10 protein-coding genes are annotated in these 12,628 nt (G+C 51.8%); 5 read left to right on the top strand and 5 right to left on the bottom strand.

The window, feature by feature from the left end; genetic code table 11:
- Window positions 1-693 precede the first annotated feature (693 nt).
- Window positions 694-1,911: an alanine transaminase AlaA gene (gene alaA / locus AC3ITF_RS07180; RefSeq protein WP_096756369.1), complete on the top strand. Its 1,218-nt coding sequence runs from the start codon at window positions 694-696 to the stop codon at window positions 1,909-1,911.
- Between the two features lie 207 nt (window positions 1,912-2,118).
- The gene (gene yfbR / locus AC3ITF_RS07175; protein ID WP_115257908.1) at window positions 2,119-2,718 is read left to right on the top strand and encodes a 5'-deoxynucleotidase; all 600 of its coding nucleotides are present in this window, start codon (window positions 2,119-2,121) and stop codon (window positions 2,716-2,718) included.
- 120 nt (window positions 2,719-2,838) lie between these two features.
- Here the strand turns inward: yfbR and AC3ITF_RS07170 are convergent, their stop codons facing one another.
- The 4 genes from AC3ITF_RS07170 to yfbV form a co-directional block, all read right to left on the bottom strand.
- Window positions 2,839-4,671, bottom strand: a complete 1,833-nt coding sequence (locus AC3ITF_RS07170; protein WP_135911680.1) for an SLC13 family permease — start codon at window positions 4,669-4,671, stop codon at window positions 2,839-2,841.
- Between the two features lie 77 nt (window positions 4,672-4,748).
- Complete coding sequence (locus AC3ITF_RS07165; protein WP_117343406.1) at window positions 4,749-5,426, bottom strand: sugar phosphatase; 678 nt, start codon at window positions 5,424-5,426, stop codon at window positions 4,749-4,751.
- Window positions 5,419-5,913 carry a YfbU family protein gene (locus tag AC3ITF_RS07160; RefSeq protein ID WP_096756365.1) on the bottom strand — a complete coding sequence of 165 codons (495 nt, stop codon included), beginning with the start codon at window positions 5,911-5,913 and terminating at the stop codon, window positions 5,419-5,421. The genes AC3ITF_RS07165 and AC3ITF_RS07160 overlap by 8 nt, the downstream gene beginning before the upstream one ends.
- Before the next feature lie 83 nt (window positions 5,914-5,996).
- Window positions 5,997-6,452: a terminus macrodomain insulation protein YfbV gene (gene yfbV, locus AC3ITF_RS07155; RefSeq protein WP_045445597.1), complete on the bottom strand. Its 456-nt coding sequence runs from the start codon at window positions 6,450-6,452 to the stop codon at window positions 5,997-5,999.
- 340 nt (window positions 6,453-6,792) lie between these two features.
- Here yfbV and ackA point away from each other — a divergent pair, with 340 nt between their 5' ends.
- The 3 genes from ackA (at window position 6,793) to yfcC (ending at window position 11,950) form a co-directional block, all read left to right on the top strand.
- Window positions 6,793-7,995, top strand: a complete 1,203-nt coding sequence (gene ackA, locus AC3ITF_RS07150; RefSeq protein ID WP_115257905.1) for an acetate kinase — start codon at window positions 6,793-6,795, stop codon at window positions 7,993-7,995.
- 75 nt (window positions 7,996-8,070) lie between these two features.
- Window positions 8,071-10,215 carry a phosphate acetyltransferase gene (pta, locus tag AC3ITF_RS07145; RefSeq protein ID WP_096756363.1) on the top strand — a complete coding sequence of 715 codons (2,145 nt, stop codon included), beginning with the start codon at window positions 8,071-8,073 and terminating at the stop codon, window positions 10,213-10,215.
- Between the two features lie 214 nt (window positions 10,216-10,429).
- Window positions 10,430-11,950 (top strand): putative basic amino acid antiporter YfcC, encoded by a 1,521-nt coding sequence (yfcC, locus tag AC3ITF_RS07140; protein WP_117343405.1) that lies wholly within the window; start codon window positions 10,430-10,432, stop codon window positions 11,948-11,950.
- 81 nt (window positions 11,951-12,031) lie between these two features.
- Here the strand turns inward: yfcC and yfcD are convergent, their stop codons facing one another.
- Window positions 12,032-12,586, bottom strand: a complete 555-nt coding sequence (yfcD, locus tag AC3ITF_RS07135) for an NUDIX hydrolase YfcD (RefSeq protein ID WP_096756361.1) — start codon at window positions 12,584-12,586, stop codon at window positions 12,032-12,034.
- Between the last annotated feature and the right edge of the window lie 42 nt (window positions 12,587-12,628).

Below are 12,628 nucleotides of genomic sequence, written 5' to 3'. Positions count from 1 at the left end.
TACTAATGGAAAACATGTAAATTTTGTAAATATGAAAAAATAGTTTATGGACGTCAATTTACACATTAAAATCTAATTTTTCAGTATGTTATGGTCAACGTGTCAGCATTAGAATTATCAAAGAACATACGCAACACACCATTTCATGGGACTTATCTTAACCCAAAACCACTATATTTATAAGTGTTATCGTGAATAATCTGATGCGCAAAGGTGTTATGTCAGGCTAGCCGTTTTCGTATTATTAACGCATTCAATGAGCGCTGTTTAAATATTAAATAATAATTAATTAAAATTTCCACCATTCATTAATTATACTTAACAATAGATTCACACTGTAGCGCTGACCGATCATGCCGATAACAGGCAGTGGAGATAAGTGTTCCGTATTTCCGAATTCTTCTTTTCACCCCAGAGAACGATTGCTTTCGTGCCCGATACATAACTATTTCTTACCAGATAAACGACCACAACACTGGCATCACATCAAAACAGATAACTAAAAAATATATATTAATAAGAATAAAACTCTAAATTATAATGATTTAACAGCCATTAACGGTTGATTATAACTGCATAGTTCATCAAAATCTTCTGCTAAAGACCCTTCAAAATGCACCGTTGGAAGAGTACATTGTTCTGTGCTGACTTCCACGGCAGGGAGTGGCATTCACAGCTAAAAGGTCAAGATTCATGTCCCCTATTGAAAAATCCAGCAAATTAGAAAATGTCTGTTATGACATTCGTGGCCCGGTTCTGAAAGAAGCAAAGCGTCTGGAAGAAGAAGGCAATAAGGTTCTGAAACTAAACATCGGCAACCCAGCGCCATTCGGGTTTGAAGCACCGGATGAAATTCTGGTTGATGTGATCCGTAATTTGCCTACCGCGCAAGGGTATTGTGACTCAAAAGGCCTTTATTCCGCCCGCAAAGCCATCATGCAGCATTATCAGGCACGTGGGATGCGCGATGTTACCGTGGAAGACATTTATATCGGCAACGGTGTTTCCGAATTGATCGTGCAGGCGATGCAGGCATTGCTGAACAGCGGGGACGAAATGCTGGTACCTGCGCCTGACTATCCGCTGTGGACGGCGGCGGTATCGCTTTCCAGCGGTAAGGCTGTGCACTACCTGTGTGATGAATCCTCTGACTGGTTCCCGGACCTCGACGATATTCGCGCCAAAATTACCCCTCGCACGCGTGGGATTGTTATTATCAACCCCAACAACCCTACCGGCGCAGTCTATTCTAAAGAGCTTCTGCTGGAGATTGTTGAAATTGCACGTCAGCATAATCTCATTATCTTTGCTGACGAGATTTACGACAAAATTCTTTATGATGACGCAGAGCACCATTCTATTGCCCCGCTGGCACCGGACCTGCTGACCATCACCTTCAACGGCCTGTCAAAAACGTACCGTGTTGCGGGTTTCCGTCAGGGCTGGATGGTACTGAACGGACCGAAGAAACACGCGAAAGGGTATATTGAAGGTCTGGAAATGCTAGCGTCTATGCGTTTATGCGCCAACGTTCCAGCACAGCATGCTATTCAAACCGCACTGGGCGGATACCAAAGCATTAGCGAATTCATCATGCCTGGCGGACGTCTGTATGAACAGCGCAACCGTGCCTGGGAATTACTCAACGACATTCCCGGCGTTTCTTGCGTGAAGCCGCGCGGCGCACTGTACATGTTCCCGAAAATTGACGCCAAACGCTTCAATATTCATGACGACCAGAAAATGGTGCTCGACTTCCTGTTACAGGAAAAAGTGCTGCTGGTGCAGGGCACAGCCTTCAACTGGCCGTGGCCGGATCACTTCCGTATCGTGACGCTGCCGCGTATTGACGATATCGAAATGTCGCTAAGCAAATTTGAGCGCTTCCTGTCTGGCTATCACCAGCTGTAAGTCGAAAATCAGCAACCATAATACTCTAAATAATTCGAGTTGCAGGAAGGCGGCGACGCAATGAATCCCCAGAAGCTTACAAAAGTAAGTGACTGGGGTGAATGAGGAAAGCCAACGCGCATGCAACTTGAATTATGACGAGTATTTGCATCTGACAGCCTTCTCTGCGCAAAATGACTCTTAGGTTGCCATCATATAAGGGTCGTTATGAAGCAGAGCCATTTTTTTGCCCACCTCTCCCGTCTGAAACTCATTAACCGCTGGCCGCTGATGCGCAACGTGCGCACCGAAAACGTATCTGAACACAGTCTGCAAGTCGCGATGGTTGCGCATGCGCTGGCGGCAATCAAGAACCGCAAGTTCGGCGGTCAGGTTAACGCGGAACGCATTGCCCTGCTGGCGATGTACCACGATGCCTCCGAAGTGCTGACCGGTGACCTCCCGACCCCGGTGAAATACTTTAACTCGCAAATCGCCCAGGAATATAAAGCCATTGAGAAAATTGCCCAGCAGAAACTGGTCGACATGGTACCCGATGAACTGCGCGATATTTTTGCGCCGTTAATTGATGAACACGCCAGCAGCGAAGAAGAGCGCGCGATTGTTAAACAGGCCGATGCGCTTTGCGCCTATCTGAAGTGCCTTGAGGAACTTTCAGCCGGAAATAATGAGTTTCTGCTTGCGAAAACGCGGCTGGAAAAAACGCTGGAATCGCGTCGCAGTGAAGAGATGGACTATTTTTTAGACGTATTTGTACCGAGTTTCCATCTCTCGCTGGATGAAATTAGCCAGGATTCACCATTGTAAATTTACGGCGACGTTGCCTTTGTAGGCCGGATAAGACGTTTACGTCGCCATCCGGCATCATGCCTGATGGCGCTACGCTTATCAGGCCTACAAGACCCGCGAAACGACACCAGGGAAGCATTAGAACGGAAACAGCATCGGGATCATCACAATACAGACCACCATGACAATCAGTGTAAACGGCACGCCAATCTTCACGAAGTCGCTGAAGCTGTAGTTACCCGGTCCCAGTACCAGCGTGTTAACCGGTGACGATACCGGCGTCATAAAGGCTGCAGATGCCGCCATCGCAATGACCATCGCAAAAGGATACGGTGAAACGCCCATCGACTTCGCTGCCGCCAGTGCAATCGGCGCCATCAACACCGCCGTCGCGGTATTCGAAATAAATAACCCGATGGTGGCGCACAGTACGAACAGACAGCCCAGCATCATGTACGGCCCGTATCCCCCACCCACGTCCATCAGGCCTTTCACTACCAGATCGACGCCACCGGTTTTTTGCAGGGCCAGCGCAAAAGGCATCATTCCGACAATTAAAATAATGCTCGGCCAGTGAATGGCTTTATACGCACTTTCTGCGTCAATACAACGGAATTTACCCATCAGCAGGCAGGCGATAATCGCAGCAACCGTATTGGGGATTTCATCGGTCAGCATCAGGGCAACCATCAGGACCAGGCAGAAAATCGCATGCGGTGCCTGGCTGTGCGCAGGAGACGCTTCACTGACCTCAACGGGCATATTCAACACCACAAAATCGCGTCCCTTTTTCCCCAACGCGGTGATCAGTTTCCAGTTACCCACGACCAGAATAATATCGCCCATCAGCAGCGGCTCATTGACGACCGCCCCGGCTAGCGCCGCGCCATCACGCTTTAATCCGACAACGTTAAGTCCATAGCGGGTACGAAATCCAATCTCCCGCACCGTTTTACCGATCAATTCCGATTCCGGGATCAGCGAAATTTCCGCCATACCCACATCCAACGCCTGCTCGGAGAAATATTCGCCGCGCAGCACCATCGGCTCCAACAACTGCTCGCTACAAAATTCGCGCAGGTCGACATCGGCTGAAGACATATCGATCAACAAAACATCACGGGCACGAAACTCAGAAACACCGTTTACGTCAACAATGACGCGGCGAAAACGACGCCAGCGCTCAACGCCAATGACGTTCGCCCCGTAGCGTTCACGCAGTTTTAAATCGTCCAGACGTTGACCAATCATCGGTGACCCGGGGCGAATAGCCAGTCGGCGCGCGCGTCCCGTAAGGCGATATTCTTTGATCAAATCGCGAAAAGTCCGGCGCTTCCAGACATCGCCCTGCTGACCGGCATCATCGCCCTTCAGCATAAAGCGCATCAGCAGCATATAAATAATGCCGAGCACCAGCACCACCAGACCCAGCGGCGTCACGCTAAAGAAGCTGAAACCGTTAAGCCCTTCGCGCAAGAGTTCGCTGTTGACGACCAGGTTAGGCGGCGTTGCCACCAGCGTCATCATGCCGCTGATCAATCCGGCAAAGCTGAGCGGCATCATCAAGCGTGAAGGTGAGGTTTGCATGCGCATGGAGACGCTTAAGACAACCGGGATAAAGATAGCGACAACGCCGGTAGAACTCATGAACGCGCCGAGTCCGGCGACGGTTATCATCAGCAGCACCAGCATTTTAACCTCGCTGCTGCCAGCGACCTTCACCAGCCAGGCCCCCATCACGGTCGCCACCCCGGTGCGCACCAGGCCGTCGCCAATAATAAACAGAGCGGCTATCAAAATAACGTTAGGATCGCTGAAACCGGAGAAGGCCTCAGAAATGCTCAGCGTTCCACTCAAAACAAAAGCAATAATGACCAGCAAAGCGACCGCATCCATACGCACTCTGCCCGTCGCAAACAAGACCACGGCAACTGCCAGCAATGAGAGAACCCAGATCAATTCACCGTTCACAACATATCCTTGTTAAATGAGAGGGATGGACCGATTCTGCCATAAAAAAGCCCCAACAATCTGGGGCTAAATCATGTTCAGGTATTTCTTACAACGACCACATTTCCGTTGGGTTGTTTAGTCACGGAAATATGCTCCAGACTGGTCAGCGCAAAATCGACCTCATCCAGACGCGGCGTATCCGCCGGCGCGTTCACAGCGATGACATGACACCCTGCCGCCAGACCAGAGAGCACCCCGGCTGGCGCATCCTCAACAACGGCACATTCACGCGGCGCAAGACCCAGCAGTTGCGCGCCTAACAGATAGGCGTCAGGCTCTGGCTTACCTCTTTTTACCCGCTCGGCAGTGACAAACACTTCCGGAGCAGGCAGACCCGCAACACGATGGCGCGCCCGCGCCACCGGCATGGATCCCGACGTGACGATCGCCCAGGGGATCCCGGCTTTATTGAGGTGATTGAGTAAATCCACCGCTCCTGGCAGTGCGGTGATGCCTGCGGTCTCCGTTGCCTCTATTTGCTCCAGGCGCGTAAATTCTGCGGCAATATCTGCCTCTGACTTACCCACCATAAAGTGTCGCAAGGAGGTAATCGCCTGCTTACCGTGAATAAAGCCCAGCACCTCATCGTGGTCAAGCCCAAAACGATCGGCCCAGTTGCACCATGCACGTTCTACCGCAGGTAAGGAATCGACCAGCGTACCATCCAGATCAAACAGAAAGCCTTTGCACTGCACGCTCGCCCCCTCAGGCATTAATGATTTGGTTAATTTCATTCGCGCTCAGGTGGTACTGACGCGGGCAAGAATGCCAGACACTCAACATACGCTGATATTTTTCCCACATCGGCGTCTGGGCGTTAAAGCCATGCGTACCGGCATCAAAGTGGGTATAACGCCCTTCCACATTGACCATAAAACGCACGTATCCGAGGAAGCGCGCTTCCGTTGCGGCATCAAAGCCCAAAAATGTGACGCGGCGCTCATCAATGGACTGGGCGTCTTTAAGGTTAGTCCATGAAACATGTAATGCGTGATACATCTCCATGATATCGATAATTGTGCGGCAGGTTTCTTCTGTCAGCTCACCAAACTCACGATCTAGCTCGCGCATCTGCAAGCCATAACCGCGTTCAATAATCGTCTGTAAACGACGATAACGCTCGGCGTTGGTTGGATCGAGCATAGTCATCATTTTGTACTGGTTAGATAAAATGAGACGTTGAGCGTTGGTCATTTCCATTTGGGACTCCTGTATCACTACTGCTGCGATGAAAAAAAAGAAGGCATCTTATGCCTTCTTTTATATGCGTAATCAGGGGTCAATTACAAATCATCGAGAAAAGTTTTATCCAGTTGTTTGAAGGCGCGCTTAAGCGTGTCAGCTAGCGCTTGATAATCAGGCTTCCCTTCCACCGGAGCTAGTGCCTGGCCGGCCTCTTGTAATTTACCCCGGACTTCATAGAACCAGTTGAGAATCGAGGGCGGCAACGGCGTAACGGAACGTTTACCTAACCACCACATGCCCTGCATTGGCAGGCTGAGCGCAAACAGCGCGGTCGCTACGGCCGGTCCCAGTTGCCCACCCAGCGCGATTTGCCAGCACAGGGTAAAGACGGCAATCGGCGGCATAAAACGGGTCGCGTAACGCGTCATGCGGATTACGCGATTCTCAACAAATACGGGCGCCAGGCGCTTTTCCATCGGCCACGTCTTAGCGTAGTGCTGCCCCCGGCGAAACAAACTGAAAAAATTTACGGAGCGATTATCCGGTGTCGACATGGCGGTTACCTCAACTTCACATATAAAATTTAAAAAATTTGTGCAAAACAACAACTGCAAGGGACATCGTTCAAAACATTTTGTCTTCGATACCCACAATCAGGTATCCTGTGTCGGCCTGTAAGGCCTTTAGTCCAAAATCATTGAGTCGTCAAATTGGCATACAGTATGCCATTGGCTGAAAAATACGCAAAATGACATAGACTCAAAGGTATTTATTCCATCATGCCCAAAAAGACAACGGCGCATGATGTTAATCATAAACGTCGGTGTCATCATGCGCTACGCTCTTTGACTCCATGACGTTTTTTTAGCCACGTATCCATAAATAGGTACTTCCATGTCGAGTAAGTTAGTACTGGTTCTGAACTGCGGTAGCTCCTCACTGAAATTTGCCATCATCGATGCAGTAAACGGTGAAGAATACCTTTCTGGTTTAGCCGAATGTTTCCATCTTCCAGAAGCACGTATCAAGTGGAAAATGGACGGCGGTAAACAAGAAGCGGCTTTAGGTGCAGGCGCCGCTCACAGTGAAGCGCTGAACTTCATCGTTAACACTATTCTGGCACAAAAACCGGAATTGTCCGCGCAATTGACTGCGATTGGTCACCGTATCGTACACGGCGGCGAGAAGTATACCAGCTCCGTGGTTATCGATGATTCCGTTATTCAGGGCATCAAAGATTCTGCCTCTTTCGCACCGCTGCACAACCCGGCTCACCTGATCGGTATTGCAGAAGCGCTGAAATCTTTCCCTAATCTGAAAGACAAAAACGTGGCAGTGTTTGACACCGCGTTCCATCAGACTATGCCGGAAGAATCTTACCTCTACGCTCTGCCGTACAGCCTGTACAGAGAGCACGGTGTTCGTCGCTATGGCGCACACGGCACCAGCCACTTCTTCGTCACTCAAGAAGCGGCAAAAATGCTGAACAAACCGGTTGATGAACTGAACATCATCACTTGCCACCTGGGCAACGGTGGTTCTGTGTCTGCTATCCGTAACGGTAAATGTGTTGATACCTCCATGGGTCTGACCCCGCTGGAAGGTCTGGTGATGGGTACGCGTTCCGGTGACATCGACCCGGCGATTATCTTCCACCTGCACGACACCCTGGGCATGAGCGTTGACCAAATCAACAAAATGCTGACCAAAGAGTCTGGCCTGCTGGGCCTGACCGAAGTCACCAGCGACTGCCGCTATGTTGAAGACAACTACGAGACCAAAGAAGACGCTAAACGTGCAATGGACGTTTACTGTCACCGTCTGGCGAAATACATCGGTTCTTACACTGCACTGATGGACGGTCGTCTGGACGCCGTCGTCTTCACCGGTGGTATCGGTGAAAACGCCGCGATGGTTCGTGAACTGTCCCTGGGCAAACTGGGCGTTCTGGGCTTTGACGTTGACCACGAACGTAACCTGGCCGCACGTTTCGGCAAATCTGGTTTCATCAACAAAGAAGGTACCCGTCCTGCGGTGGTTATCCCAACCAACGAAGAACTGGTTATCGCGCAAGACGCGAGCCGTCTGACTGCCTGATTTCACACCGCCAGCCTAGCTGGCGGTGCTGTTTTGTAACCCGTCGAAATCGACGGTAACGAAAGAGGATAAACCGTGTCCCGTATTATTATGCTGATCCCTACCGGAACCAGCGTCGGTCTGACCAGCGTCAGCCTTGGCGTGATCCGTGCAATGGAACGTAAAGGCGTAAGTCTGAGCGTCTTTAAGCCGATCGCTCAACCGCGTGCCGGTGGCGATGCGCCAGACCAGACTACTGCGATTGTCCGTGCGAACTCGTCTCTGCCAGCCGCTGAGCCGCTGAAGATGAGCCACGTTGAGTCTCTGCTCTCCAGCAATCAGAAAGATGTGCTGATGGAAGAGATCATCGCAAACTACCACGCGAACACCAAAAATGCTGAAGTGGTGCTGGTTGAAGGCCTGGTCCCAACCCGTAAGCACCAGTTCGCTCAGTCTCTGAACTACGAAATTGCGAAAACGCTGAATGCAGAAATCGTCTTCGTAATGTCTCAGGGCACTGACACCCCGGAACAGCTGAACGAGCGTATTGAACTGACTCGCAGCAGCTTCGGCGGCGCTAAAAATACCAACATCACCGGCGTTATCGTTAACAAACTGAACGCACCGGTTGATGAGCAGGGCCGTACTCGCCCGGATCTGTCCGAAATTTTTGACGACTCCTCCAAAGCGAAAGTGGTTAAAGTTGACCCGGCTAAACTGCAAGAATCCAGCCCGCTGCCGGTTCTGGGCGCGGTGCCGTGGAGCTTTGATCTGATCGCCACTCGTGCAATCGATATGGCGCGTCACCTGAACGCCACCATCGTTAACGAAGGCGATATCAATACCCGTCGCGTGAAGTCTGTGACTTTCTGTGCACGCAGCATTCCGCACATGCTCGAGCATTTCCGTGCCGGTTCTCTGCTGGTGACCTCTGCCGATCGTCCTGACGTGCTGGTTGCAGCATGCCTGGCGGCAATGAACGGCGTAGAAATCGGTGCTCTGCTGCTGACTGGCGGTTACGAAATGGACGCGCGCATTACAAAACTGTGCGAACGTGCATTCGAAACCGGTCTGCCGGTATTCATGGTAAACACCAACACCTGGCAGACCTCCCTGAGCCTGCAGAGCTTCAACCTGGAAGTCCCGGTTGACGATCACGAGCGCATCGAGAAAGTTCAGGAATACGTTGCTAACTACATCAACGCTGACTGGGTTGAATCCCTGACTGCGACCTCTGAGCGCAGCCGTCGTCTGTCTCCGCCAGCGTTCCGCTACCAGCTGACCGAGCTGGCGCGTAAAGCAGGCAAACGCGTAGTTCTGCCAGAAGGCGACGAACCGCGTACTGTTAAAGCGGCAGCTATCTGTGCTGAACGTGGTATCGCGACCTGCGTACTGCTGGGTAACCCGGATGAAATCACCCGTGTTGCAGCGTCTCAGGGCGTTGAACTGGGCGCAGGCGTAGAAATCGTTGACCCGGATGTGGTTCGCGAGAGCTACGTGGCCCGCCTGGTCGAACTGCGTAAAAACAAAGGTATGACTGAAACCGTTGCCCGCGAACAGCTGGAAGACAACGTGGTTCTCGGTACCCTGATGCTGGAGCAGGACGACGTTGACGGCCTGGTTTCCGGTGCTGTTCACACCACCGCAAACACCATTCGCCCACCGCTGCAGCTGATCAAAACTGCACCGGGCAGCTCTCTGGTGTCTTCTGTGTTCTTCATGCTGCTGCCGGATCAGGTTTACGTTTACGGCGACTGCGCGATCAACCCGGATCCGACTGCAGAACAGCTGGCAGAAATCGCCATCCAGTCCGCAGACTCCGCAACGGCCTTCGGTATTGAACCTCGCGTAGCGATGCTCTCCTACTCTACCGGCACCTCTGGTGCAGGTAGCGACGTTGAGAAAGTCCGCGAAGCAACACGTCTGGCTCAGGAAAAACGTCCAGACCTGATGATCGACGGTCCGCTGCAGTACGACGCCGCTGTTATGGCTGACGTTGCGAAATCTAAAGCGCCGAACTCTCCGGTTGCAGGTCGCGCTACCGTGTTCATCTTCCCGGATCTGAACACCGGTAACACCACCTACAAAGCGGTACAACGTTCTGCCGACCTGATCTCCATCGGGCCGATGCTGCAGGGTATGCGCAAGCCGGTGAACGATCTGTCTCGTGGCGCGCTGGTAGACGATATCGTCTACACCATCGCACTGACCGCGATCCAGTCTTCCCAGCAACAGCAGTAATTTGCTGCGTGTGTCGGATAGTGGCGCTAAGCGCCTTATCCGGCCTACACATCATGCTCATGAAAGCCGGAAATAGCTGATATTTCCGGCTTTTTTATCTCCGCAATTGCAGTCGCAAATTCTGAAAATTTTGCTTAGCTGCGCTGCATCAATGAATAACTATTCTTCTCTTCTCATACTTAGTCTCTTTGCTTTGCAACAGGGATAGTCTGTCATGTCTGCAGTTACAGAATCACAATCCGCGAAAAAATGGGCCATGCCCGATACGCTGGTGATTATTTTTTTCGTCGCTATTTTAACCAGCCTGGCCACCTGGGTTGTTCCCGTCGGCATGTTCGACAGTCAAGAAGTGCAGTACCAGGTTGATGGGCAAACCAAAACCCGTAAAGTGGTCGATCCCCACTCTTTTCGCATTCTGACCAACGATGCCGGCGAAGAGCAGTATCACCGGGTGAAATTTTTCACCACCGGCGATGAAAGTCCCGGGCTGATGAATTTTCCGTTCGAAGGGTTAACCTCCGGCTCTAAATTCGGTACTGCCGTTGGCATCATTATGTTTATGCTGGTGATCGGCGGCGCGTTTGGCATTGTTATGCGTACCGGAACCATTGATAACGGCATCCTGGCGCTCATCCGCCATACCCGGGGTAACGAGGTCTTGTTCATCCCGGTGCTGTTTATCCTCTTCTCATTGGGTGGCGCGGTCTTTGGTATGGGAGAAGAGGCGGTCGCCTTTGCCATTATCATCGCCCCACTCATGGTGCGCTTAGGTTACGACAGTATTACCACCGTGCTGGTGACCTACATTGCCACCCAAATCGGCTTTGCCAGTTCATGGATGAACCCGTTCTGTGTGGTTGTCGCACAGGGCATTGCAGGCGTCCCGGTACTCTCCGGCTCTGGTTTGCGTATCGTGGTGTGGGTCGTTGCCACAATGATTGGCCTGACTTTTACGCTGGCCTACGCAACACGCATCAAGAAAAACCCCCTGCTATCCCGCGTTCATGAATCAGACCGTTTTTTCCGCGAACAGCAGGACGAGGTGGTAGAGCGACGCTTCACGCTGGGTGACTGGCTGGTACTGATCGTCCTCACTGCGGTAATGATCTGGGTTGTCTGGGGCGTTATCGTCAACGCATGGTTCATTCCTGAAATCGCCAGCCAGTTTTTCACTATGGGTCTGGTGATTGGCATTATCGGCGTTGTCTTCCGGCTCAACGGAATGACGGTTAACATCATGGCTTCTTCATTCACTGAGGGGGCACGCATGATGATTGCCCCGGCCCTGCTGGTCGGTTTTGCCAAGGGGATATTACTGCTGGTTGGTAATGGTGAGGCAGGCGATGCGAGTGTGCTGAATACCCTGCTGCACAGCATTGCCAACGGCATTAGCGGCCTGGACAATGCCATTGCGGCGTGGTTTATGCTGCTGTTCCAGGCGGTATTTAATTTCTTCGTCACTTCCGGTTCGGGTCAGGCAGCGCTCACTATGCCACTGTTAGCGCCTCTGGGCGATCTGGTCGGCGTAAACCGTCAGGTGACCGTGCTGGCCTTCCAGTTTGGTGACGGATTCAGCCACATTATCTATCCAACATCAGCATCATTAATGGCGACGTTAGGCGTTTGCCGGGTGGACTTCCGTAACTGGCTGAAGGTAGGTGCCACACTGCTGGGCCTGCTGTTTATTATGTCCAGCGTGGTGGTGATTGGTGCGCAGATAATGGGGTATCACTAATTCACAACGCCGGTTGGCGATGTCAAAGCGTGTCACCCGGCCTACCCGATTGCATTACTGGGTAGGCTGGATAAGCGGTGTTTACTCCGCCTCTTCCTGTTTTTCGGCTTTCGCCCCTTCATTCTTGGCGTTGCGGGTCATCCACAGCGCCAGCGCTTTCAGCGAGTCCGGTGTGAACTCATCACAGCGCGCGGTAATTTCTTCCGGCGTTAGCCAGCAGACTTCGCTAATTTCTTCTTCCTGCAGCGCGAACGGCCCGTGGGATACGCAGCTAAACAGCCCTCCCCATACGCGACAGTGTTGGTCCTCAAAATAAAACTGACCGTGTTCAGCAAACGGTACGCCTGCAATGCCCAACTCTTCTTCCGCTTCACGGCGGGCAGATTCAAGCATTTGCTCATCAGCCTGAACAACACCACCCGCGGTAGCATCCAGCATGCCGGGCAAAAAATCTTTTGTCTCGGTACGACGCTGAACCAGAATTTTGCCCATACCATCATGCACGACGATATACGTTGCGCGATGACGTAAGCGCTGCGCCCGCATTTGTTCACGGCTGGACTGTGCGATGACTTCATTGTCTTCATTCACAATATCCACCCATTCCGTACTTGCCAAACGATGCTGTTCCACCATCAGGAAACCTTCTTTTTTCTAGCGCTCTTACGGCGCGTTTAC

The organism is Citrobacter sp. KH_055_1 (genome assembly GCF_057838705.1).
This window is presented reverse-complemented; position numbering and strand designations above follow the sequence as displayed.

Coding starts and splice junctions, on each gene's coding strand:
- AC3ITF_RS07160 (WP_096756365.1), bottom strand. CDS start 5,913: ATGGAAATGACCAACGCTCAACGTCTCATTTTATCTAACCAGTACAAA.
- yfcD (WP_096756361.1), bottom strand. CDS start 12,586: ATGGTGGAACAGCATCGTTTGGCAAGTACGGAATGGGTGGATATTGTG.
- AC3ITF_RS07165 (WP_117343406.1), bottom strand. CDS start 5,426: ATGCCTGAGGGGGCGAGCGTGCAGTGCAAAGGCTTTCTGTTTGATCTG.
- yfbR (WP_115257908.1), top strand. CDS start 2,119: ATGAAGCAGAGCCATTTTTTTGCCCACCTCTCCCGTCTGAAACTCATT.
- yfcC (WP_117343405.1), top strand. CDS start 10,430: ATGTCTGCAGTTACAGAATCACAATCCGCGAAAAAATGGGCCATGCCC.
- yfbV (WP_045445597.1), bottom strand. CDS start 6,452: ATGTCGACACCGGATAATCGCTCCGTAAATTTTTTCAGTTTGTTTCGC.
- ackA (WP_115257905.1), top strand. CDS start 6,793: ATGTCGAGTAAGTTAGTACTGGTTCTGAACTGCGGTAGCTCCTCACTG.
- alaA (WP_096756369.1), top strand. CDS start 694: ATGTCCCCTATTGAAAAATCCAGCAAATTAGAAAATGTCTGTTATGAC.